Annotated in this window: 18 protein-coding genes; 3 read left to right on the top strand and 15 right to left on the bottom strand. The window is 47.8% G+C overall.

Annotated elements, in window-relative coordinates; genetic code table 11:
* Positions 1-39 precede the first annotated feature (39 nt).
* Both C7R91_RS15760 and gltB read right to left on the bottom strand, forming a co-directional pair.
* Entirely contained in the window at positions 40-510 is a 471-nt protein-coding gene (locus C7R91_RS15760) for a YfbM family protein (protein WP_236697836.1), read from the bottom strand.
* A 159-nt stretch (positions 511-669) separates the two neighbouring features.
* On the bottom strand, positions 670-5,283 hold the full coding sequence (gene gltB, locus C7R91_RS15755; RefSeq protein WP_047069235.1) for a glutamate synthase large subunit: 4,614 nt from the start codon (positions 5,281-5,283) through the stop codon (positions 670-672).
* 124 nt (positions 5,284-5,407) lie between these two features.
* On the opposite strand from gltB, the gene gltC reads away from it, so the two are divergent.
* Positions 5,408-6,310, top strand: a complete 903-nt coding sequence (gltC, locus tag C7R91_RS15750; protein ID WP_047069234.1) for a glutamate biosynthesis transcriptional regulator GltC — start codon at positions 5,408-5,410, stop codon at positions 6,308-6,310.
* Between the two features lie 75 nt (positions 6,311-6,385).
* Entirely contained in the window at positions 6,386-6,820 is a 435-nt protein-coding gene (locus C7R91_RS15745) for a VOC family protein (protein ID WP_047069504.1), read from the top strand.
* A 54-nt stretch (positions 6,821-6,874) separates the two neighbouring features.
* Here the strand turns inward: C7R91_RS15745 and C7R91_RS15740 are convergent, their stop codons facing one another.
* The 4 genes from C7R91_RS15740 to C7R91_RS15725 form a co-directional block, all read right to left on the bottom strand.
* The gene (locus tag C7R91_RS15740; protein ID WP_047069233.1) at positions 6,875-7,666 is read right to left on the bottom strand and encodes an SDR family NAD(P)-dependent oxidoreductase; all 792 of its coding nucleotides are present in this window, start codon (positions 7,664-7,666) and stop codon (positions 6,875-6,877) included.
* A 188-nt stretch (positions 7,667-7,854) separates the two neighbouring features.
* On the bottom strand, positions 7,855-8,880 hold the full coding sequence (locus C7R91_RS15735; RefSeq protein WP_047069232.1) for an AraC family transcriptional regulator: 1,026 nt from the start codon (positions 8,878-8,880) through the stop codon (positions 7,855-7,857).
* A gap of 79 nt (positions 8,881-8,959) precedes the next feature.
* Positions 8,960-9,937 (bottom strand): ABC transporter substrate-binding protein, encoded by a 978-nt coding sequence (locus C7R91_RS15730; RefSeq protein WP_047069231.1) that lies wholly within the window; start codon positions 9,935-9,937, stop codon positions 8,960-8,962.
* Between the two features lie 144 nt (positions 9,938-10,081).
* Positions 10,082-11,059 (bottom strand): AraC family transcriptional regulator, encoded by a 978-nt coding sequence (locus C7R91_RS15725; RefSeq protein WP_047069230.1) that lies wholly within the window; start codon positions 11,057-11,059, stop codon positions 10,082-10,084.
* A gap of 124 nt (positions 11,060-11,183) precedes the next feature.
* Between C7R91_RS15725 and C7R91_RS15720 the strand changes: the two genes are divergently transcribed.
* Positions 11,184-12,008, top strand: coding sequence for a hypothetical protein (locus tag C7R91_RS15720; protein WP_047069229.1), 825 nt, complete (start codon positions 11,184-11,186; stop codon positions 12,006-12,008).
* Between the two features lie 41 nt (positions 12,009-12,049).
* On the opposite strand, the gene ybaK is transcribed toward C7R91_RS15720, so the two are convergent.
* From ybaK to kynA, 9 genes are all read right to left on the bottom strand, one after another.
* Entirely contained in the window at positions 12,050-12,529 is a 480-nt protein-coding gene (ybaK, locus tag C7R91_RS15715) for a Cys-tRNA(Pro) deacylase (protein WP_047069227.1), read from the bottom strand.
* A 122-nt stretch (positions 12,530-12,651) separates the two neighbouring features.
* Positions 12,652-14,229 (bottom strand): glutathione ABC transporter substrate-binding protein, encoded by a 1,578-nt coding sequence (locus C7R91_RS15710; protein ID WP_047069226.1) that lies wholly within the window; start codon positions 14,227-14,229, stop codon positions 12,652-12,654.
* A gap of 208 nt (positions 14,230-14,437) precedes the next feature.
* Positions 14,438-14,728, bottom strand: a complete 291-nt coding sequence (locus C7R91_RS15705) for a hypothetical protein (protein WP_047069225.1) — start codon at positions 14,726-14,728, stop codon at positions 14,438-14,440.
* Between the two features lie 24 nt (positions 14,729-14,752).
* Positions 14,753-16,411: a hypothetical protein gene (locus C7R91_RS15700; RefSeq protein WP_047069224.1), complete on the bottom strand. Its 1,659-nt coding sequence runs from the start codon at positions 16,409-16,411 to the stop codon at positions 14,753-14,755.
* A gap of 2 nt (positions 16,412-16,413) precedes the next feature.
* Entirely contained in the window at positions 16,414-19,881 is a 3,468-nt protein-coding gene (locus C7R91_RS15695; protein ID WP_047069223.1) for a DUF4132 domain-containing protein, read from the bottom strand.
* Between the two features lie 25 nt (positions 19,882-19,906).
* Entirely contained in the window at positions 19,907-21,046 is a 1,140-nt protein-coding gene (locus C7R91_RS15690) for a VWA domain-containing protein (RefSeq protein WP_047069222.1), read from the bottom strand.
* Positions 21,031-23,433, bottom strand: coding sequence for a DUF5682 family protein (locus tag C7R91_RS15685; protein ID WP_047069221.1), 2,403 nt, complete (start codon positions 23,431-23,433; stop codon positions 21,031-21,033). The genes C7R91_RS15690 and C7R91_RS15685 overlap by 16 nt, the downstream gene beginning before the upstream one ends.
* Positions 23,394-24,494, bottom strand: a complete 1,101-nt coding sequence (locus C7R91_RS15680; protein ID WP_174769353.1) for an ATP-binding protein — start codon at positions 24,492-24,494, stop codon at positions 23,394-23,396. The genes C7R91_RS15685 and C7R91_RS15680 overlap by 40 nt, the downstream gene beginning before the upstream one ends.
* Positions 24,495-24,693: 199 nt before the next feature.
* A complete protein-coding gene (gene kynA / locus C7R91_RS15675; RefSeq protein ID WP_047069218.1) occupies positions 24,694-25,554 on the bottom strand; it encodes a tryptophan 2,3-dioxygenase in 861 nt (286 codons plus the stop codon).
* Positions 25,555-25,586: the final 32 nt, after the last annotated feature.

Raw genomic sequence — 25,586 nt, 5'->3', positions numbered from 1 at the left:
AAAAACAGGGTGCAGGGGCAAACCTGCACCTCTTTTCCATTAACTGATGTAGAAAATGAGTCCTTTCCCTTGCGCTACTGCTCTCTTGAAAAATGCTTGAATGAACTGAAAATGATGATACATGTACGCGAAAAATCCTTCCGCTTCATCTTCCTCATGAAGTGGGTATACATCATTTTCCAACAAGGTAGGAAAATGATATTTTTCTTTTAGATCTGACTCCGTCATATTGGCAATAGCCTCATACGCTGTTTTTACCTGGTCACTATGTAAATAGAATGCGCCAAACTCCCCGAATTCAGCTGCTTGGTCGGTTAATAATGGTACCACGTAGCAAAAAGGCGGCTCTCCATCCATCAGTTCTCCGCACAATGTAAAGGGAATGGCTTGCCAGGTTTTATCTATATCCAGCATATCCTCTTCTTTTAGCTCTACCTCATATAAATCGATCGTCCCTGCAATCCATGAATCGATCATCTCGTCATTTGCTATCATGTAATTGCCGCACATGCCCACTGCGATCCCTCCTCCACCTTTGAAAATGTTCTTTTTTCGAGTTACTCATCATCATAGCAAAGTTTCTTCCACTTCCCAATCCCCTACCGCGTCGCATTGGTTACCAAAAGAAAAAAAGCCGACGACTCACAAAATAAGTCATCGGCCATCTCCTTATTTCCCCACTGAAACAAAGGATTGCTCGGGCGCTTTCTTTTTCGGTGCTTTGGCATCGCCTTTCTTCTGGCTCATTTCAAAAGCTGCCAATATCGCCTCTTGGCGCTTCATACCGGATTTCTCCAACTCCTCCATCGTGGAGACGATTTGCTTGTAATCTTTTGGAATGACTTTGACAAACTGTTGGACGGTACGTTCCCATTCATTGAGCAAAGCTTTTGCATGACGGCTGCCTGTGTGGCTGACGTGGTTTTCCAGCAAGCGTTTGACTCGAGTAATCTCCCGTTGATCTTCCAATGTCTCCAGGAGTACCATCTCCTGATTGCACATCGCAGCAAACTTCTCTTTATCCTCAGCCAGAACGTAGGCAGTACCACCCGACATGCCTGCTGCAAAGTTTTTTCCTACGGGGCCGAGAACCACAACGCGTCCCCCAGTCATATACTCGCAGCCATGGTCGCCTACTCCTTCAACCACTGCAGTCACGCCGCTGTTGCGAACGCAGAATCGCTCACCAGCCATCCCGTTGATATACGCCTCCCCGGAGGTCGCTCCGTAGAAGGCAACGTTTCCGATAATCATGTTTTGCTCGGGAGCGAATTTGCTGTTTTTCGATGGTGCGACCGTTATTTTACCGCCCGATAACCCTTTTCCTACGTAGTCATTTGCATCTCCCTCGAGATGAAGCGTGATCCCTCGCGGAACAAATGCCCCGAAGCTTTGACCTGCCGAGCCAGTAAAATGCAGGCGGATGGTATCCTCCGGCAGACCGTGCTCGCCAAAACGTTTGGTTACCTCGCTGCCCAAAATCGTACCGACCACTCGATTCGTATTGGTGATGGCGAGCTTTGCCTCTACCTGCTGCTGTTTATTCAATGCTGGCTTGCACAGCTTGAGCAGTTTTTGACGATCCAGCGTTTCTTCCAGCTTGTGATCTTGGTTGCGCTGATGATAGCGGCCCACATCCTCGGAGACATCCGGTTGGAACAAGAGCGCGGACAAATCAATGTGCTTGGCTTTCCAGTGTTCTTTTGCCGTATCACTCATCTTCAGCACATGGCTTTGACCGACCATCGACTCGATGGAGTGATAGCCCAGCTCCGCCATGATCTCACGAACTTCACGGGCAACGAGACGCATGAAATTCACAGCGTGCTGCGGATCGCCTTTAAACCGTTTGCGCAGCTCGGGATTTTGTGTCGCCACTCCCACTGGGCATGTATCGAGGTGGCATACGCGAGCCATGACACACCCTATCGAAACAAGTGGTGCCGTAGCGAAGCCGAATTCCTCCGCACCGAGTAGAGCTGCAATGACGACATCGCGTCCCGTCATCAGTTTGCCGTCTGTTTCCAGAACCACACGGTCGCGCAATTGGTTGAGCAAGAGCGTCTGATGTGTCTCAGCAAGACCGAGTTCCCATGGCAGTCCTGCGTGCTTGATGCTTGATTTGGGGGAAGCGCCAGTGCCGCCATCGTGTCCACTTACCACAATGACATCCGCAAGACCTTTTGCCACACCAGCCGCAATCGTTCCAACTCCCGCCTTGGAAACGAGCTTCACGCTGATTCGTGCACGCGGATTCGCATTTTTCAAGTCAAAAATCAGCTGTGCCAAATCCTCGATCGAATAAATATCGTGATGAGGCGGCGGTGAAATGAGTCCAACTCCTGGTGTCGATCCACGTACTTCGGCAATCCACGGATAGACCTTGCTTCCTGGCAATTGACCGCCTTCGCCTGGCTTTGCCCCTTGTGCCATCTTGATCTGGATTTCAGAGGCATTGACCAAGTAATGACTGGATACGCCAAAGCGTCCGGATGCGACCTGCTTAATGGCACTGCGTCGCAAATCTCCGTTTTCATCCATGATGTAGCGTGCCGAATCTTCGCCGCCTTCCCCGCTGTTGCTTTTCGCACCCAAGCGGTTCATGGCGATTGCTAAGGTCTCATGCGCTTCCTTGCTGAGAGAGCCGTATGACATCGCCCCTGTTTTAAAACGATGAACAATGGAGTCAACAGATTCTACCTCGCTCAGTGGGATCGGCTGTCGATTCGACTTGAAATCGAGCAAATGCCGCAGGGCTACGAATTGCTGTGCCGTCGCTTGCTCCGCATAGATTTTGTACTGCTCATAGCTGCCTTCCCGGCAAGCTTTTTGCAGGGCATGAACCGTCTTCGGATTGAACAGGTGGAACTCACCATCACGGCGGAACTGAAAATCGCTGCCTGCCTCCAATGCTTCCTCGGAATGCTCTGGCAAAAATGCTTTCGAATGGCGAATCAAAGTCTCTTGCGCAATCACATCCAGTCCAATCCCCGAAATCTGAGAAGGCGTACGGCTAAAATAGCGATCGATGACAGCGGAATGAATGCCCACCGCTTCAAAAATTTGTGCGCCACGGTAGCTCTGAATGGTTGAAATGCCCATCTTGGACATGACCTTTACGACACCTTCTATTGCTGTTTGCAGGTACACTTCGACTGCTTCGTCGCTTGTGGTATCCTTCAGCTTAGCCGATACAACCAACTGGTTCACAGTTGAGATCGCGACGTATGGGTTGATCGCGTCGGTACCGTAACCAATCAGCATGGCAAATTGGTGCACATCCCGTGGTTCACCGGATTCTATGATGATGCTCGCCTTGGTACGTGTACCTGCGCGGACCAGATGATGGTGAAGTCCACTTCCAGCCAGCAAGGCAGGCATTGCAGCCAAATCTTGATTCATTCCGCGATCAGATAAAATCAGCAAGGTGCAGCCAGCAGCAATCGCTTCATCCGCCGCAGCGAACAATTGATCAAGTGCCAGCTCTAGGCCCTGCTCGCCCCCTTGGGCCGGGAAGAGTATCGACAATGTTTTTGCCTTGAACTCTTGGTATGGGTTCGCGCGAAGCTTCGCCAGCTCTTGATTGGAGATCAACGGATTGGACAAACGAATTCTGCGGCAATTGCTCGCATCCGGTGCAAGCAGGTTTCCTTCCGCACCAAGCACAGTATGAGTCGATGTTACGCAGGCCTCCCGCAGCGCATCTATCGGCGGATTCGTGACCTGGGCGAAGGACTGTTTGAAATAGTGGTACAAGAGCTGTGCACGATCAGACAGTACCGCGAGAGGAGTATCTACGCCCATTGAACCAATGGGATCTTTTTGTTCTGCCACCATCGGGGCAAGTACCTTGTCGACTTCCTCCTGTGTATAGCCAAACGCTTTTTGGTACGCAAGCAAGCTATCTCCTTGCAGTTCCTCCATGTGACCTGCTGCCGGCAAATCCTCGATAGCATGCAGGTTGTTTTTCACCCACTGCTGATATGGCTGTTCGCTTGCGATTTTTTGCTTGATTTCTTCGTCAGATACGATTCTGCCTTCCTCAAGGTCAACAAGCAGCATCCGTCCAGGACTAAGCCGGCCTTTCTGAACAATCGTTTCATCTGGTACTTCGAGAACGCCAACCTCCGATGAGAAAATAATGGTATCATCAGACGTCACATAGTATCTCGCCGGTCGCAAGCCGTTTCGGTCGAGAATCGCGCCGATGTGTCTGCCATCCGTAAAAGAAATAGCTGTTGGGCCATCCCACGGCTCCATGAGGCAGCTATGGTACTCGTAAAAAGCTTTCTTATTTTCGTCGATTCGCTCATCCTGATCCCACGGTTCAGGAATCATCATCATCGCAACATGCGGCAAGGAGCGACCTGCCAACGAGAAAAACTCCACGCAGTTGTCCAAAATCGCTGAATCACTGCCCGCCATATCAATGACTGGCACCACTTTTGCCAAATCAGCACCAAACGCCTCGGACTGGAACATTTTTTCACGAGCCATCATCCAGTTCATGTTTCCTTGCAAGGTGTTGATTTCCCCGTTGTGAATCAAATAACGATTCGGGTGTGCCCTCTCCCATGTAGGGAATGTGTTCGTGCTGAAACGCGAGTGAACGACGGAGAAGGCAGAAGTGTAAGAATTATCTTGCAAATCAAGGTAAAAAGCATCCAGTTGTCCTGGTGTGAGCAAGCCTTTATAGACAATCGTACGCGAAGACATGGAAGCGGCGTAAAAATCAGCACCTGCTGCCCGTTCCACCTGCTTGCGAATGACGTACAGCTTCCGTTCAAATGCCATTTGGTCCTGTATATTCGAGCTGGCTCCGATGAATACTTGGCGGACATAAGGCTGACTGGCTACAGCCGTTTTCCCGATTTTCGTAGCGTCGACAGGAACCGTTCTCCAGCCGAGCAGCTTTTGTCCCTCTGCTGCTACAATCGCCTCCAGCAGAGCTTCATACTTTTGCCGTTTCGCTTCATCCATCGGAAGAAACAGCATACCTACACCGTATTTTCCTGGCACCGGCAGCGTGATATTCAGCTCTTTACAGGTCTTTTTGAAAAAGGCGTGTGGAATTTGCGTTAAAATCCCTGCACCGTCTCCCGTTTCCGGATCACTGCCTTGACCGCCGCGGTGTTCCAGTTGGCACAGAATTTTCAGACCTTTCCGGACCATATCATGCGTCGATTTGGATTTCAAATTTGCAATAAAACCAATTCCGCAAGCGTCATGTTCGAAAATCGGATCGTACAGACCTTGCTTAGCAGGCATTCCTTGTGTCGTCATGTATCTCCACTCTCCTTGCTCTCTCTGGTATGTACATTTTAGATTGAGTGAAACGATACAAACAATATATAATTTATGCAAAATCTATCTCAAATCGAGATCAATAGGTAAGGTGGGGGTATTCATGGAGCTACGACAGATTCAATACTTCATCGAGGTTGCCAAACGAGAGCACTTCACCGAGGCCTCACATCATTTGCACGTCGCCCAGTCGGCCCTTAGTCGGCAAATCGCCAACCTGGAGGAGGAGCTCGGTGTGTCACTGTTCCTCCGCGAAGGTCGCAATATCAAGCTGACGACAGTTGGAAAAATTTTTTTGCAGCACGTCGAAATGGCGATGAACGAAATCGAGAAAGCCAAGGAAAAGATCGAAGAGTTTCTTGATCCGTCTCGGGGCACGATTCGTGTTGGTTTTACGAGCAGTCTTGCCGCCAATCCCCTTCCGACGGTCATCTCCGGTTTTCGCGCGCGTTATCCGGACATCGGCTTTCAATTGAAGCAAGGTTCTTATCAGGGATTGATCAACTCGGTCATCAACGGAGAAATAGACTTGGCTTTTCTTGGACCTGTTCCCACTCAGGAAAAAAATGTGCGCAGTTACATCTTCTTCGCTGAAAATATCGTGGCGCTCCTTCCCGCGAAGCACCCGCTGTCCAAACAACCAAGCTTGCGTCTCAGTCAGTTGCAGGAAGATACTTTTGTGTTGTTTCCATCCGGTTTCATCCTGCGAAATATAGCCGTCAATGCTTGCTCACAAATGGGCTTCTCTCCTAAAGTTGCGTTTGAAGGGGAAGATATCGATGCCATTAAAGGGTTGGTGGCAGCAGGCTTGGGCGTCACTTTGTTGCCAGAGCTTACGTTAACGGATAACGTTCCTCGTGAGACCGTGAAAATCCCGATAAGTGAGCCATTGGTTACGCGAACTGTGGGCATTATCATCCCCAACAACCGGGAGCTTCCCCCTTCTGAAAAGCTTTTTTATCATTTTCTGAAAGAGTTTTTTGATGTGCTGAGTAAGTACAGTTAAACTACTGACAGACAGTTGTCAGTAGTTGGGCCTTAAAATCAGAAGTACCATCCATTTTAAGGAGGAACTTCGATGATGAGTCACAACCAAACCTTGCGGGGCTTTGCTACGATCAGTTATTGGGCGGATGATATGCAGGCGGCAAAAAAGTGGTACACAGAGCTACTGGGCATTGCGCCATATTTCGAACGCTCTGGACCGGATGGACAGCTCGCCTATGTCGAGTTTCGTATTGGCGACTACAAGCACGAGCTAGGCCTCATTGATCGTCGGTTCTCGCCTGCAAAAGCGGTACCTGGCCCGGGTGGCGCAGTGATGTACTGGCACGTCGACGATATCGAATCCGTACTGGATAAGCTTTTATCCATGGGAGCAAGAGAATACGAGCCCCTCATCCAGCGTGGTGACGGATTCATAACGGCTTCTGTCCTTGATCCATTTGGGAATGTCCTCGGCATTATGTACAATGCACATTACCTGGAGATTCTCGCTTCGTTTCAACCAGAGTAAGAAAAAGTCCTGATGAACAGATGCATCAGGACTTTGTGTATCGATCTCCGTATTTTAAAAAATAGTTGGCACCATGCCCCCGTCCATACGAATTGGTGAACCTTTAAATGCGGTTGCATAAGGGCTGGATACGAATGCTACCAGCCTGCCTATTTCAAAAGGCCTGATAAACCGCTGTAACTCGGATTGGGGCAGGTTTGCTGCCATAAATTGCTTCTCTTTTTCCGAAAATGCCATGTCATCAGGAAACAAACGATCAATGATTTGATAGACATTTTCGGAAAGCGTTGGCCCTGGCATGATTGTATTGGAGGTGACTTCTGTTCCTACCGTTCGTTTAGATAGGCTTTTTGACAGTGATAATAGCATCGATTTCGTCATGCAATACTGGGGCATTTGCCCTGAAGGCATGATTGCTTCTTCACTTGCTATAAAAATAATTCGTCCATAATTGTTCTTCAACATGTTAGGCAAGTAAAATTTAGATAATCCATTTGCGGCTAGGACATTTGTTCGGAAGTATTTTTCCCATACTTCATCGTCAACATCTTCATAGGACATGATCTCATAAATACCCATATTATTAACGAGAATATCAACGTGGGGATATTTCTCAAATAAAGCTTCTCTTTGCTGCCTATCCACCAGATCGGCCGTAGCATTCTGAGGGGAAGTATCCGGGAATTCCGACTTCAATTCATTTACGATACGCTCTACCTCTTCATCATTCCGTCCATTTACGAGGACATTGACGCCTTCTCTGGCAAGCTCAATGGCAATTGCTTTCCCAATACCCTTCGTCGATCCAGTAACTAAAGCAGTTTTGTTCCTTAATCCCATATCCATGACACTTGTCTCCTTTGTAGTCATTTACGGCAAGCTGACTAGAAGTTCATCTTGGAACATCCTTGTGCTCCGGATAGAGATTATCGTACTTTTTCTGGATCGTTGGGTAACTAGCGTACTACGCCAAAGTTCTTGCTGAACCCGCCAAATATGGAAACCTTGAAAATGCTAGCCCTGCTAGGAGCGGGTTATGTCAGGGCTTCTATGACGGCGGGATTAACCCGATAGTATTCGGAACGCCAATTTGAAGGTGTATCGCCTTCCCAAAGGCGAAAGGCTCGGTAAAATGAGTTCTGATCTTCATATCCCAGTAAAAAAGCCACTTCTTTTATATCGAGCTTGGGGTCGGCCAAGTATTCTCGTGCCTGTTCATGCCGAGCCTGTGTTAACAGTTGCTTGAACGTTGTGGATTCATCCGTAAGTCTGCGCTGCAAGGTACGATCGCTCATGCCCAGCTCGCTCGCAACAGCTCGAATATCAAGGCGGCCTCCGGTTAGACTTCGCTTCAAAATCCACTTGACCATCTCAGCAACGGTATGACTGTACTGTTCATCCAATGATCGATCCAATACAGGTGTCAATATCTCCAGCAATTCTTTGTTATACGAAAGAAAGAGGCAGTCCAGGTCGCGTCGATGGAGTGTTAATCGGTTCGCGGTGGTGCCAATCCGTATCGGACAACCGAAGTAAGCTTCAAGTGCAGTTACATCCCCCATCGAGTGAGAAAATTCCACGGACTGTGCAGTTAATCGCTTGCCCGTGCCTCGTCGTCCAAGCTCTAAAAGAAAGGCGAGCGTGATTCCAACCAGGACTGGTGGTCCGGTTTGCTCACTATGCATCCACTCCAATTCGATTGTACAGCGCTCTCCCTCCTCTGTTATACGCAACTTTTCCGGAGGGCACAGTTGTTTATACCGTACCATTCGATTAAGCGCGTCGCGATAGTCACGAGCATGGTAGGTCGCTAAAACAGTTGGTGGATATTGTGCCGTTTCAAAAGTGGTGGAAAGCTTGATGATTCCGGTAGCAATGTCACCAGCTAGATCGGAGTACGCTTTCCATATTCTGAAATATTGAGCAGTGGTGACTACAGCTGGTTCTGTAAGAATGGTGAGCGGCAGGCGCGCTTTGCGAATGAGGTCATAGGGGGCAATCCCTAGTCGTTGTAATCCTGCCCAAAATCCCGCCGGGAATTTTATTCGGTCTGATTTCATTACGTATGGATCTCCTTTGGTTGCTTACCGATTGATTCCGCTTATGCTTAAGTATACATGACGCTGATCGTATCTGTTATTATTGCTTGCCCATCGCTTTCATGATTTCTTCAATCCCGTCTATTTTCGCGAGAGCCATCGGTCCTGGTAACGAAGGATCTGCCAATTCATAGACCCGGTTGTTTTTGACCGCGTTCAAGCTATTCCACACGTTGCTTCCTTTCAAGGCCTCTTTCACTCCACCTTGGATCGGCGCTTGCCAATTATTGATGACAAACAGGTGGTCTGGATTTAATTGAGCGAGGCTCTCCAGGGAGAGCTGCCCATTTTCATTTACCCCTTCTGTTCGCTTCAAGCCAAGTCCATCATAAAATGGATCGAAGCGTCCATCATTCCAAGTAATAAACTGCTCTTTCCCTCTGTACATGACGAACATGACGGACTGCTGACTGCGAAAGCCGAGCTGTTCTTTGTATGCCGCCGATTTTCGATCAAACTCAGCCAGCACATTCGCAGCCTTCTCCTCTTTTCCAATAATGGCTGCTATTTGTTGAAGGGTTTCACGCCAATCCCCAGCCTGTGGCAAGATGACAGTTGGTGCAATTTGCGATAATTTTTCGTATTGGTCGCGCATGTCTTCTGCGGCAATGATGACATCTGGCTGAACAGCCAGCAGCTTCTCCAGATCAACCTCCATCCCCAGATCGATGATATTTTTTTCCGCTACTCGCTTGCTGAGACTGGGGAAATTCGCCGTAATGGTCGATACACCTTGGGCAGCAATCGGATACTCATCCAAAACGGCCAAGTAGTCAACAAAAGCAATGTACGGCGTCGCGATTTTTATTGGTTTTTCCTGAATGACTGTTTCACCTGATAGATGCGAGATCGTGCGTGGAAAAGCACTCTCGCTCTTTACAGGCGTTGCGTCTTGGTGTTCCACATGTTTGTTCGTAGCTGGTGCAATTGCTTGTTGGCTCGATCCTCCGGCGCATCCTGTTATCATCAGAACTAAAATGATAGAAAGGGCCGAAAAAATAGTACCTCGTCGCTGCATACTCCGTCTTCTCTCCTTTTGAGGTTCTCCTACATAATAAAACATGTAAATGAGATTCGTTATCAACGCCCCAAATAATACTACTGGCCGATCATCCATACCACCTGTAGACGGAATAGTTTGCTGGTTATCGGGATACTGAGCCTACCTGTTAGAGGAACGTCTCACAAATTCGCTTGGGTTGACTCCATATTTCTCCCGGAATGCTTCCGCAAAGTAGCTCGTATTGGTATATCCGATGGCACTCGCGGTTTCAGTCACATTCATTTCCCCTTGTTGAAGCAAAAACAAAGCTTTTTCCAACCTCTTTTCTCGCAAGTAGCCAAAAACGGTTGTGCCGAACATTGCTTTAAAGCCTGCCTTCAGCTTGTAGTCATTTAAACCAATCATCCGGGACAGCTCAGGTAATGAGGGCGGTTCTACCATGCATTCCAACATGATCTTCCTTGCTTGCTCGATCTTTTCTTTGTCTCTTTTCGATAAAGGAGCAGACGCCGTTTCGCTATCAAACAGAAAGGATTGAAACGCCAGCGAAAGCAGTCCCAAAACGCCAGTTTCCATCTCAATCTTTTTCACTCCCGGTTTGGTGGCGAACTGCATCACACGCTGGAGTGCAACGGAAGCCGCAGGAGACAGCTTTTCCTGAAAGATACGGAACGATTGTTTTCCAAGAACTTGTGCGAATTCAATGGACCGCTTTCCGTTCGACTCCTCCATAAAATGATGAAAGGTCGACACCGGAATACCGATGCCAAGCATGTAGAACGGCTCATTTCCAATATATTCAAACCTCGCTTCCACTTCTGACATGAATTGAAGCGAGCAAAGACCAGGCCCCAATTGGTGCTCTTTACCTTGCACGCTTACGCCTCTTTGCCCTTTTAAACAAAAATTCAGCTCTACCATAGGGCTTTTCGTACATAGAGAGATGCTCTCAGATCGGTAAAATGTATAATCGGATACAACAACTTCCATATCATACCGAGGAAGAAACCGCCGAACATACCCCTCCCCCATCTCTGGATGAAGGGTCAGATGTGTTTTCTGATCCACATTCTGTGTATCCAGATTCATGCTGTCGAAAAAGTGATGAAAGTTTTCTTGAATATCTGTAGAACTCAACTCTGTCCACCCCATCTGATGTTTAAATGCACATGATAATCATTCTCAAATTATAGCGGATGGAGGAAAGTTTTACTATGATATGGGAATAGTGGCACATTTCAGCAAGAGAGGGGTTGTTCTTATGCTAGATTTAGCAAGCCCTGTATGGGGGAAGCTACAAGGTCCTTATGGTCTTTCCGATCGCATCCCTGCGTTCATACAGCATATTGGGCACGACTATTTTTCCGAGGAAAAAGAAGAGTTGTATTGGGAGCTTCTGTATCATCAAAATACGATTTATCCATGTACATATGCTGCATTCCCCTATTTAGTAGGGATCGCTTTAAAAACGGAGGACCCCGATATTTTGTTGGACATCTTCATAACTTGCGGCATTTTCGAAGCCAGTAGCGAAAATGCACCTCATTTGGATGTGCCATCGGAGTTTTTACGAGATCAGACACCATTATTGGATCATGAGACCATCAGAGAGATCTATCGTGAATACCGACATGCCATTCTATCACTGACAGAGCAGACAGAATCCATCCTTCACCTAGCACGGATGGGGGAGCATGAAGCAGACAAGCGCTACATACTAGCTGCGGATGCTGCGTTTCGCGGGGACAAAGATGTCGCCAACATGCTTCTCACCTTTTTGGAGGGAGACGAATATGTAACGGTGTGTCCGACGTGCGATCAGTCAATCTACTTATGGCCAGATAAGGATGAAGAGGTTTTGTTCGCTTACGAAGATGATCCCGTTTCTCACGGTACAGCGAAACGATTTTCAATCGTCGCCAAAAGACCGGACATGACAAATGACAGCGGACTTCAGAGATTATACCAACGTGCACTTGAGATTGGGGATAAAAAGCTGCTTGCCCATCTTCCTTATCTTGCTGGTGAATTGAACTGCTGCTCATGCGACACCCCTATCCAAGTTTGGTCGGGGCTTTTTCCATAAACAGCAAAAAGGCCCCAGCTAATGCCGTGGCCTTCTTGCTGTTAGCTTGCAGATACATCCGCCAAAGAGCCTTTCGTTGCTTGTAACAAGCCCTCTACTGCCATCTCGATCTGGACGCCAATGTTTCCGCCACTGACGATGATCGTCTCTAGCGATTGTGCTCGTTGATCGATCACCGTCGGAAACAATTTCTTCATCCCAACTGGCGAACATCCACCACGAATATAGCCGGATACCTTTGTGATCTCCTTCACGGGAATCATCTCGATCTTCTTCTCCCCGACTGCTTTCGCCGCTTTTTTGAGGTCAAGCTCGGCTTCAACGGGAATGACAAACACATAATACGATTTGCTCGTCCCTTGCGAAATCAATGTTTTATAGACAACGTTTTCTTCGCGACCGATCTTTTGGGCGACAGCGATTCCGTCGATTTTTCCATCATCTGTTGCATATGTCAGCATGGTGTATGCGATTTTTTCTTTATCCAATATCCGCATCGCATTCGTTTTTCCTTGCTTCATGCCATTCCACCTCCGCTACACGCTGGTCAACAAAATATAATCTATCTTAGGGGATGGCGTTCTACTTTTCAACCAAAAAACGCCACTGACACAAGCATGTCAGCGGCGTCTATTGATTACTCTTATTGAATCGTTACTTCGTCAATCTCGATATGACCTGCAGGGCTAATCCATACACCCTGTACATTCTTTTGAATGGCCGCCAAGGTTTCGGAGAATCGGAACGGAATCAGCGGAGCTTCGTTCATTTCGATTTGTTGCGCTTTTTCATAGAGTTGTTTCCGTTTTTCTGCGTCTGTTTCTCGGCGGCCTTCGTCAATCAGCTTGTCTACTTCTGGATTGTTGTAGAAAGAATGGTTGCCAGGTGCGCCGTGTGCTTTCGAGTGATACAGGTTCGCTTGGTTGTAATCGGCATCGCCCGTAGCATTTCCCCATCCACTCATGAACAGGTCTGTCTCCCCTTTGGATGCTGCATCGATATAAGCCCCGAATTCCATCACATCCAGTTGCAGGTCAATACCGATTGACTTGAGCTGTTGCTGTAAAACCTCTGCTACGCTAATACGTGCTTTGTTGTCATTCAACGCGATTTTTGCTTTGAAGCCGTTTGGATATCCCGCCTCTGCGAGTAATTGCTTCGCTTTCTCGACATCATACGGAATGTCTTTTACATTCGGGCTATACCCAACCATCGCTGGTGTAATCGAGGAGTGAGCTGGTGTTCCCACGCTGTTGTAAACGCCTTCAATAATGGTTTTCTTGTCGATTGCGTGGGCAATGGCTTGGCGGACACGCACATCATCAAACGGCTTTTTCTTTGTATTCAATCCAATGTGATCGACAGAGAATCCAGGGTATCGACCCAATTGCATGGATGGCGAATTTTGTACGCGATCGATGTCCGTCACAGGCAGGTTTTCTGCCACTTGAACCTCTCCGGTCTCAACCATGGCAAGGCGAGTTGTGTCTTCCGGTACGGTTTTGAAAACGACTTTATCCAAATTTGGTGTACCGCCATAGTAGCTATCGTTTCTCACGAGAACCACTTCTTGACCCGGCGTCCATTTTTCGAATTTGTACGGGCCCGTACCGGTTGGATGCTTGCTCAATTCTTTTCCATATTGTTCAATGGCTTTCGGGCTGATGATACTTCCCTCTGCGCTCGCCAAAACAGACAAGATCGGTGCGTACGGGTAATTCAGAATAAATTGTACCGTGTACTCATCTACTACTTTCACTTCTTTGATTGCTTCAAACATATTAATCCGGCTGGAGCCAACGGCAGGGTCTTGAACGCGAGCGATCGTTGCTTTTACCGCTTCCGCATTGAAAGGTGCGCCATCATGGAACGTCACGCCTTGACGCAGCTTGAATTCCCACGTCAAGTCATCGAGCTGCTTCCACTCACTTGCCAGGGATGGGACGTATTTGCTTTCTTTATCCATACGGACAAGCCCTTCGTAAACTTTGTGATGAATGATTGCTGCTGAAGGGATTTGGGACAGGAAATGCGGATCGAGGTTGTTCGCATCGGACAGACGCGCGATGACGAGTGTTCCTCCGGTTTTGCCAGCTTCGGCAGTACCCCTTGCTTGTCCGGCGCTAGTCGACGCATCCTGCCCCGACGAACACCCAGCCATAGCCGCAGATACCGCGATTGTCATGGCTATCAGCGTGTGATAAAAGCTCTTCTTTCTCATCTGTGTTCCCCCAATTCTTGTTGCAAATGTTTTAGCATTCAAACATGTTTTATTTTAGACAATATTCAGTCATTGTATTTTCACTTTGTTTACCTTTATTTTCAGTTTCTTTACAACTTTGTATATAAACAAAAAACTCTCCCCTTTGGTAGCGAGAGAGTAAAAAAGAGAGACTCCTCAAGAATCTCTCTTTCTTCACTAGACCCTATTACGATGATCGAGTCAAAGGCTTTTTCATCATATTGATGTACTGCGCCACATACAAATACTGCTGTGTTAGCAACTCGGCGTCTGCTTTTACTTCCTGCAAATAGCGATTGCCCTCCACATGCAGGTCTTCTATCAATGAGCCCAGAAAGCTCATATCGTATTCGGTTGCGAGCTCTTGCAATTTTTTCAATTCCTGCAAATCTTGCTTGTCAAGTTTATGGATTCCTTTGAGTAACAAGCGTTCCTGCCAATCAGTCAGCTTTTCGGTAAAGGAATATAACTCCTCCATGATTTTGCGTCCACTCCCTCACCGTTATAGGTCTAGCTTAAAGCTCGTCAGCGATTTACCCTGCATGATGCTGATCGGATAAAGCCCATCTCCTATTTTTTGCACAAGCAAATACACATCGCGCAACTCTAGCAGCCGCTTGTTTTGTTCGAGATGACGTATATTCCGGGCAAATTCCCCCTGATAGGAGATACTCAATGGGAGGGAATCACATTGCTCGTCTTCGATCGTCAAAATCAACTGCTGCGTCTTCTGATCGAAATCGACTTGGTTGAACTTCTTCGCTTTCAATAGAAAAACCGAGTCCAACGCAGTCTCAAACATATCTCCTGCCGCGTCCTTCCAATCACTTGACCAGTCGCGAACGAGTACCTTGCCGAGATCCAGCTCTTCGATATTGTCCCTGGGAACGATGGTTAGCTGCGTCTCTTCACTGGAAGACAAGCGCTGCTCCCGATTCGTCTTTGCCTGTGTCAGGATGACCTGTGAATGAGAGAGCTCCTCCATGGAGATCAACCCACCCCAAGGTACCTTGCCTTTATAGCTGTCCTTAAAGGAAAACGATATGCCTTCATAATACACGGGACGCGCTTCTGTATACGTGTAGATGCGTTGATCAGAAAGCGAATAAAAGTAATACGTAATTCCCTTGTACCCTGACCGCGTCTCCCATGGATTTGCTCCCAAAGCGTACAGACTTAACTGCGGAACCATATGGTACTTACTCTTGAAGCTGCCGAGCAGCTGCTTTTTCACTTCGATGTGATCGGTCCTCTCTAGGGCAAGCAAACTGAGATACACCCGGGAAAGCCGGTCGAGCAGCGCTTCCGTCGAAAACTTGACATGACGCTGAAAAAATAAGTTCAGCTCCCCATGAATGCCGCGAATGTCTTTTTCCACGCTGGGAAGATTGCCGTTATGCGCGGCGATAGCAAGCAGCTCCAGCCGTGTACAAATCGTCTGGGATAGCTTTGCCAAGCCGATGCCAAGAATCTCTGCGATTAGCGCTTTGGCTTCCGCTACGACATCTGTTTCATAGCTGACATCGGTTACGGATGCTTGTAACTGCTCACGATCCTGCAGCTGATGCATGGCCCGATAGCGCAAAATGACCTCCAGCTTGTGCAAGCAATTGCCCTTCGCCTTGCAGGTGCACATGCTCTTCCCGATCTCCGATTCACTGTCAAAAGATACGGAAATATCTTGGGTACGCAATGTCATGGTTAAAAAGGATGTTTCAACGATATCCATCTCCTCGAAATAGTCGAGGCGAAACAGCACTTCTTCCAGCTGTGCTGGGGTAAAAGCCTTGCTAATGTGAGACGGCTGCAATTGCAAGAGCCAGCTAAAGTCAGGCTTGTAGGTCTCCAGCTCTTCCTCGGTCTCTGCCCCTGCTTGCAAATGGTTTTCGGCATAGTAGACGATGGCGATGATGACATGCTTGCAAATCTTGTCTGATGGACATGAGCAGGAAAAGCGATCAATATTTGCATGAAGTCGGCATACGCTGTCATCTGACAGCGCACACTCGACGTAATCGTCCCCGAACTCGTAGGAAACGGTCATTCCTTTTTCCATTTCCTTGATGGAACGGTTGTAAATTCCTTTGTTCGCGTATTTGATCAAATACTCTTCGTTGCACAGCGCGATAAACCGATGAAATTCTGATGTGAAATCCGCCATCGTTATTTTCCTGCTGCTCGCATGACATCATAGACGGTTTCGCTGAAAATGCGTGTTGGAATATCAGTGAGCTTCATTCGATCCACTGGTTTGAAGTAGAAATGCTTGTACTCGGCATCTTTATTTGGAAAGAAAGCCAACGCTTCCAGCTTCACATCCTCCATTCCTTCCCAATACGAAATGCTCGCCCCGCTGATTTTTAACTCAGCCACCATACCGTCATACAGTTTGTAAAACTCGTAATAATAACCGGCATCGAGCGGCGTTCCTTTGACCCAGCCGAATTTCTCCATCATTTTCGCAAAAGCAGTCGGTGAATACGATTCAACAGGAAGGCGGAGCACTTCATTGGCTTTTATTTCTTCTTCCGTTGGCAGGAACGCTTCACGACTTAACTGCTCGAACGGTTGCGTAATTTCGTAATCTTCTAGCTGAGTACGCCAGCCGTTCAACGTTTCTTCGTCCAGCTCCAGTGGATGAATCAAACCAATGAGCTTCTCATCTGCCAACTCATACTCATCCTCGTCCACGGTGTTAAATGTCCCGTCGTCCATATAGCGGAACGTATCTATGAGCTTTCCGTCCTCGTATACACCCCAGATTAGCCCAATGGCGAATTTTTGCATCAACACGTTCTCCACAAAGAGACGTTTCCAAGCTGCCGTTGACCAATAACGCGATTTCGACAGGGACTCCTCCAGACGAAGAGATTGCACTTTCACCATATTTTTCAGATCTTTTTTCAATTGAGCAAAAGTCAATCGCGCTTGTTCTGCCTTCTCCTGATCGTCTTTCGCGGACGGTGCGGGCAGATTTTTGACCGCTTTTCCTGTGCTGTCGTTCGTAACTTCCAGCTCCAGCTCGTTGCTGACTTTGACCGTGAAGGTGCGGTCACCGTAGTCAAACATTTGCTTGCCAGACGCATCGAAGCCAAGCGTCGTGACCAGTCGGTCTTCCAGTTCCATCGCGGAAATGTTCTGATTCGCAGCCGCCATGGACAGCGCCTCTTCTGCTGCTGATTTGACTTGCCTGTTTTTGATCGTACGCTTGATCTGGTCGATTAGACGCAGCGCTGTCAAATCATTCGAGAACGACAGAGCACGAACACCGTCCGCAGCCAAAGCACCGCGAGAGTGATCTGTCCACTCCTTAATCAACTGACCGATCGTATCGACTATACGTCGATCTCCGAAGGCGACGCAAAGCGGCATGACCCATTTTTCTTTGGCGACTGCTCCATTATCGATCCATGTGCGCAAAACTTCTGTAGTAAAGTCAGCAGCAGATGCCGCTTGCAGAGACGGTTTCAAGTCAAGTACCAGCTGGTTTGGCGCTGTCGGGAAATCGATTGAGGCGGTTAGCATGTACTCCATTACTTCTTTTCCCAGCTCATTGCCGTCTTGGTCGCGAAGGACTGGCATGCGCTCGAGTGGCATCCATTTAATCCGTGTGAGCTTGCGCTTGTCTGTCAGATTGCCCAAATGGGTCAAGCTCGCATCTGGCCCTTGCTCTTCGGCGTCGATAAATGTTTGCAGCAGCGTTTTAAATTTGCTGCTCTTTTCATTTGTCAGTAGCTCTTGGAAAATCTCCTTGTTATCGTCCAGAGAGCGAATCGCATCCAGCGCCATTTCCTTAACCTTTGCTTTTTTCTCGGTTTGATAGACGTGCAAATAAAGCTCCTTGTCTTTTGCCTGAAGAAACGCTGCACCAGCAAGGCCGCTCACTTTCTTCGAGCTGTCAGCCAACCCGAGCAGAATGGCTTGGTTGCGCAATTCCTCTGACAGCGTCTCCTTTGCCGCCAATAGGGTTTGCATCACAAACACGCGAAGCTCCGTATCCAGCTTGTCAAATTGAGCCAGACTCATATCCGGATTTGCTACGACCAACGAACGATACACCTCTTCATTGACGTCAGTATAATAATAGTGCATCTCCTTGATGGACAAAATCTGATAGAAAAGTGTCTGGACATCTACAGCTTCGTCCTTCCGGTAATGATCGATGATGCCGGTCAATCGATCCTGAAACGCATGAGCAAAGCACATATGGCCTACTCTGCGATTGGACTTGTCTTTGTAGTGGCACATGAACGGAATCAGACGGGCAATAAACCGATGGTCCACAGGCAAGAAGCTCAACAGGATCATCTGCTGTCTTACGAGTTGTACGTCCTCCAGATGCACATGCTCGAGCACATCCTCTAGGGCAGCTTTTTCATCCAAATAGCTCGCCAGCTTCGTCGAGCCCTTCGCACGTCGCAGCGCGTCTTGAATAATCCCTTCCAAAGAAGGCTGGAAATCGGAGAGATCCACGCCTGCTGCCGCCAGCGTTTTGTATAAAAATCCTTTGACCATCGGGATTGAAGCAAGCTCAAGCGCTCGTCTTGATTTGGTTACATCTTCAAGCGCCAGCTGTTTCACCTGCTCCCAAAGCGTCGGGGGAGATAGTAAATGCTCGCGAAGTCCCAGCAGTAGATCGTAAGGCTCCTCCATCTGCACAAGGTCAGCCAGTCTCTTATCTTCGGACATGATATCAAGCGGGAACATGTCAAAAAAGATTTGCAAGGTGTCGTGCAGCTCCCGGTCTATCTCCTCTTCCTTCTTCAGGAATGCACTGGTCCCGCCTTTGACGTGAATGCGGAAATACAGCAGGCTGATGATCAGTTCCATATAACGCTTCAAATGCTTCTGATTCAAAAGGGAGCCTTCCTTGACCTGCTCTCCTGGATAATATTTTTCTCGCAATGCAGCCTTTTTCTCTTTGAGGTATAAAGGATACAACGACTCGTTGGTCAGCAAATTGTTGCTCGAAAACTGCATGGTCACGACTTCTTTGGCAATAGCATGCAGTTCTTTTATATATTCGCGCGTATCGCCTGTAATCAGGTAATAATAGATCGGCATCAGCTTTTCCTTTGCTTCTTCCAAGAAGCTCGGAGAAATCGTGTACGCATACGAAATGAATAGCAAAAATTCGGCCCGATCAAATGTCGAGGAGTAGTCACGGCTGATGCTTACACGATAATCCTCCGCGGCTTTTAACAAAAATTCGGCAAACAACGCATGTCCGAAATGCTCGATCGTTTTTCTCATGGCCTCCAATGCTTTCTGATCTTTTGCTCGGATATCAGCATCATCGATGTCCTTCATACCCTGAAGTTCGATCTGATCCAGGAAGCACTCATCCATCACATTTTTCTTATCGTAAAAACGGTTGCTAGCCTTGTAGATCAGCACCGCTGCTCGATAGAAGGCCAGCTCCTCGCCGCGTTTTTTCAGCTTGTCAAATTCGGATCGAACCGTATAGCTGTAAAACCTCGGGTCCTCTGCGATTGCCGGGCATTCGTCTGTGTCACCTGCAACGTAATCAGTGATTTGATCGTACAAATGCTTGTTTCGATCACTTGCACTGATAAACTCCTCCACAAATTTCTTCGTAACCGGATTCAGATCTGTCTTTCGTAAAACCATTCCTTACTCCTCCTTCTTTCTATCTCTATTTGATAACCTTGCCTATCCATTGCGCGAGCTCATCAGGCGTAATGGCGGCGACATTTGCTCCCATATCGCTCAATACCCTCGCAGCATGCTGGTTGTACGTAGCGTTACCATTGAAATCCAAAGCCGTCAGCACTAAGAACTTGCAGCCCGCATCAATGATTTCCTTGCTTTGGCGATACATTTCCTTGATTGGATAGCCTTCCTCCAAATCACTGACGAGGATAAATATCGTCTTCGATGGATTTTCGAGCAGTGATCTTCCGTATTTGAGCGCTTGTGCAATATGAGTCCCCCCACCTAGCTGCACACTCATCAGCACATCGACCGGATCATCCAGTCTATCGCTCAAATCAACGACCTTCGTATCAAAAATAACCAGATGCGTCTTCAAGGCAGCGAGCTTGTAAAAAATACTTGCCATAACGGAGCTGTAAATCACAGAGTCCATCATACTTCCGCTCTCGTCCACGACAATGACGATGTTCCATTTGTTGTGATGCTGGATATTGCTGTGGAAATACAGCTCATCGATGATAAAACGGCTATTTTTGCGATCGTAGTTTTTCAAATTTTTACGAATCGTTTTATGCACATCCAGATTTTTCATCGACTTCGTATAGCCGCGTTTGTGGCGATTGCGCTTGCCGACGATGCTGGTCTGCACTTCATTCTCAAGCTGGCGCCGGAGATCGTCTACGACCTTGCGCACAATTTCCTTTGCACTTTTCACGACCTCTCCTTTCATCCTGCCTTTAAATTGGAGGATGTTTTTCAAGAGGGTCATGTTGGGCTCCATGCTTTCCAACACTTTTTTGTCTGTCAACAGCTCTGTCATGTTATAACGTTCCAGAGCTTGCCGCTCAAGAATTTCTACCGTCTTCTTGGGAAACAGCTTGCGGATTTTATTCAGCCAAGTGGGAACCGTCAATGCCGAATCTCCTCGGCCGCCTTCTTTTCGGTAGCCTTGCTCTTCTCCGTATTCCCGGTTGTATAAAAATTCAAGAGTCGAGTCTAGTTCCTGGTAGGAAAACTCGGATGATTGATAGCCCCCGCTGCCTTCCAATGATTCCTCGGCATGAGAGCCCAATAACAACCGCCAGCGGTTCAAGGCTTCGCGGCTCAAATCAGGTTCCATTTGGCAAACTCCTCCTTGATCGCTTGATCGAGCATGCGGGCATCACGCAAGGTACGCTCATCGATGACTGGATTCGTGACTTGTTCCACCGTCGTTTGGAAGAGAGCTGCCACTTTTTCCGAGAGCATACTAATTTCCATTGGGCTAAAATATGTAAACGCCAATCGCAGTTCAGGCACTACCTGCAAAAAGTCGTCGTAGGCCAAGGATGTAATCATCTGATGAAGATCTCGCAAGATTTCCTCTTGATGAAACAGGTAGTCACGAGCCACGATAAAAACGCCATGTAAATACGCGGCGGTATGCAGCATTTGCTCAGGCGAGCCGAACATGTAGGCACGCGCACGTCTGGAGATTTCTGCGCGTTCGATCACTTCAAGATTGCATAAGATCGCGACCACTACCCCCTCCAGTTTCGCAGGGAGCTTGTCGTTACGCAGCAAATCCAGCAGTTGATCACTGAAAATCTCTCGGGAATCATCCGCCTGTCTCTTCTCACTCAGCATGTAGAGGAATTTGAGCTGATCGGCCAACTCATCCAGTTCGTTGGGGTTCGGGTTTCCCTGCTCAACGATTTTGGTCACAGCCTGGTAATATACTTCTTCCACCAAGTTCTCCAGCCGTTCTGTTTCGCTAAGACCGAACAACCGTTTTTGCTCCAAAAGAATGGTGAGTGTCTTCAACGTTTTGCAAAGAGAGAGAAAATGTCCATCCTGCCTAACGGACTCTTGTACAGATTCAAAGAGCCTTTCCGACAGCTCTTCCAACCCCATAACGACTGACATCAAAAGCCATTTTGCCAGTTCATGGCTCTGGTGCTGCGGCAGTTCTTTTACCATATCGGCTAGCTTATGCGCGGCTGCTTCCTTCACCGTCCCACCGTAGACCGAGCTCTCGATCAGACGGGCTTCTACGAAGGAGGAATAGCTGTAGCGCCATGTTTCTCGGACGAGATTGACATTTCGATTGTTCATCCAGTCTGGTCCCGCTTCTTTGGCGCAAAATTCTGTGCCCAAGAACTGCATGCAGTGAAAGAACTGGCTGGCTTCACGATGCGACTTCTTAGCATACAGCTCCAGCACCTTCTGATTGCGCCCTGTTGTCGTGATCGCGAGCTTTAGCGATTTACATCTGTCTTTGCAATCTCGAACGATAGGCACATCCAGTGAATTTGGGGCAACTTCACCGATTCCGTCTCCGGTCAACAGCTCTCGTAATGTCTCAATCGGCTGTGAAGTTGCAATCGAGCGTTCGCCTTTAGTAAAAGCAGAGAGAACGGAATCGATCAGCTCATAGGCACCGCCCTCAGCCTTTTCCCGCATGACAGCCAAGCCGTTCATGAGGCTGTACGCTTCGATCGCATCCGCAGTAGACGTCGTTTCTCCCTTGCCACGCAGTCTTTTTAGCAGTTGCGGAAGGTACGTTAACGCGCTTTTCGAGAAGGGAGCAGGCTCCTTCTTCTCCAGTGCCTTCCACACACTCTCATAGTAGTGAACGTACGGCATCCCGCTTGCGTATCCATTCAACTGATCTGCTTCCTGGTACGTGTACACCATCGGATATATTTTTTCTTCCTGCACCTTTTGTATCTTGTAGGAGGTCTTGCGCTCCTCGATGAGTCCGTATGTATGAAAGCCCCCGGTAATCACGAGAATTCTCGCATGTTTTTTCTTTGCCTCTGCAATTTTTTGACGCATGTGCGCCTCACGAATCAAATCGCCTTCCGCTTCCAAAGTAGCGTCATCATAGCATTTTCGAGACAGGTAGCAGTAGGCAAAGACATCCTTGACGAAATCCTGCGTCTGTTTGCGAATACCATCAATCTCAAAAACCTTTTCCCACAGCTCATCGAAGTTCCGGCATTTCATCGTCTGGCACAATCGCTGAATAAACTGCGAGCCTGCCAGCATGCGCTCATCGTGATAGGACAGCTTTTCATTCTTCTTTTTCAAATCATGGCCGTCTTCCAAGCTTTCCAGGCGGCTTCCGTAGCTTAAATCAATGAAAGCAGCAGGAATCTGCCGACGTTTTGCTTCAACCAAAGCAACATATTCCGGCGAATAAAGAAGAAACGGAAAGTAACAGACGTATTTTTGCTCCCCTGAGGCGTACGCATAATAAATGCTCACAGGAGGCTTCGTCCGTTCATCCGTCAAAATCGGAATGATATGATTGCTATGGTCCGGGCCTTCAATCAGAATAATTTCCGGTTGGTACTCTTCGATCGTTTTTTTCAAATGAAACGAGCAGGCTGGACTATGATGACGAACCGGGAAATAGACGACCTGTTTGCTGAGATTGTAGACCTCTTCTTCGACAAATGATTTTATGAATCGGTCCTGATTCTTTATTTGATCCATTTCTTCTCGTTGTAATACGTTCCCCATAGACCCTCTTCCTTTGCCCGTTCTTTGACCACTTTGGTAAAGTAGGTTTTCAGGATATTTGCGTCCTTTTGGTTTTCCTTGACGACCGCTCCCAGCATATTCTGTACCAGTCGATCCATGGAAATTGGCCTGCCATCATAGTAATGGGACGTCATCGCACTTTGGACATAAACGGATACGGCTTCGGCTGTACTCATCACGGATTGAGGGGAATCGATTTTGAACCCTTCCTTGGTCTCACCCATGCGCAGCTCCATGAAGGTCGTCGCCAATATCTCAACCACATCGCGATCGATTTCGATGTTTACGCCGCTTTGCTCCAGAATCACTTTTGCTTGGGATTCGATAATTTGCGCTTCCATTTTCACATGATTAATAGGCGCAATTGTCTCGAAGTTAAAACGGCGTTTGAGCGCGCTGCTCATTTCATTGACGCCTTTGTCCCGCAGGTTCGCTGTTGCAATGATATTAAAACCGGGCTTCGCAAACAGGATGCCGTCTGACAGCTCGGGAATGTTCATCACCTTGTCGCTCAAAATACTAATCAACACGTCTTGAACCTCAAACGGACAACGGGTAATCTCTTCAAAACGGGTAATAATTCCCTTGCTCATTCCGTTGTATAACGGGGAAGGAACCAACGCTTGCAACGAAGGACCTTTGTCCAGCAGCATTGCATAATTCCAGGAGTATTTGATCATATCCTCTGTCGTTCCTGCGGTGCCTTGAATCGTATTCGTGCTCGTACCGGAGATGGCCGCAGACAGCAGCTCAGACAGCATCGTCTTTGCCGTTCCAGGCTCACCAACGAGCATCAAGCCGCGATTGCCCGCCAACGTGACGATCGCGCGCTCAATAAGCACATCGTCTCCATAGAACTTCTTCGTAATCGATATACTTTCGCCCTCATAAGAGAGGGGTTCATCCGTTCCTAAAATAAAGTCGCGCACAGCTCTGGGCGACATCAGCCAATTGGGAGGTTTTGTCCCTGTATCATGGGATCGCAGCGCATTCAGCTGTTTCGCATATAACACTTCCATAGGTGGCTTCATTGTTTCCATCCAAATGCCCACTCCATTTCTGGTTGTTCTTGAAAAAATAGGTACACTATTAAAAATGAAAACATATGTTTGTTAGGAAAAGAAGGGTATTTGTACCCAATATTAGGTAAGATATGTGAAAAAATGTGAAAGGAGTACTACAAGCGAAAAAAGCGCCCTGGGTCCCCAAGACACTTTTCTCGCTTTATTTGAAGATTTTTTACAACAACGTCCGCAAGCTCCAAAGCTCCGGGAAAAAACGGTGATCGAGCGCCCTGCGTAAGTACATGACGCCTGAGGACCCTCCTGTTCCCGGCTTTTGGCCTATGATGCGTTCGACTGTCGTCATATGGTTAAAACGCCATTGTTGTTGCTGACTGGCGATGTCCACCAGCTTTTCTGCCAACTCGTACAAATCCCAATACTGGTTTACATTTCGATACACGGTCAGCCAAGCTTGCTCTACACTCTGGTTTGGTTGATACGGCTGTGACCAGTCGCGATTCAAACATTCCGGATCAATCGGCAAGCCGCGAGCAGCCATCTCCCTGATCGCCGCATCGTAAATGCTGGGCTGCTGCAAAGCCGCACTCATTTGGGCGTGAAGCTCTGGTTGATGCGCATACACCGCGAGGACATGCTGGTTCTTATATCCTAGCGTAAATTCGATGAGTCGGTTTTGATAGGATTGAAATCCGGACGAATGACCCAGCTTGTCACGGAACTGGAGGTAATCGGCTGGCGTCAATGTAGAAAGGACATCCCACGATTTAATCAATTGCTGCTGGATACGCGAGACTCGCGCGAACATTTTGAAAGCTGGCTCCAGATCGTGATTGCAGATGCACTCATTTGCTGCTGACAGTTCGTGCAAAATTTGTTTCATCCATAGCTCACTCACCTGATGAATGATAATAAACAGCATTTCATCATGATGGGTAGATTGACGCTGTTGACTCGACAAGATTTGATCGAGCTGTAAATAATCGCCGTACGTCATTTCTTTTTGGAAATCAGTATGAATCTGTGTTTCCAGTGAGGTGTCGTTAGGTTGATTACTTCCTTGTTCATGTGGTCTCATCGCGGCATGACCTCCTTTCCCATCTAATTCCT

The organism is Brevibacillus formosus (assembly GCF_003013405.1).
GTDB lineage: Bacteria > Bacillota > Bacilli > Brevibacillales > Brevibacillaceae > Brevibacillus > Brevibacillus formosus.
The sequence above is the reverse complement of the archived record's forward strand: the minus strand, read 5'-3'. Positions and strand labels throughout refer to the sequence as shown.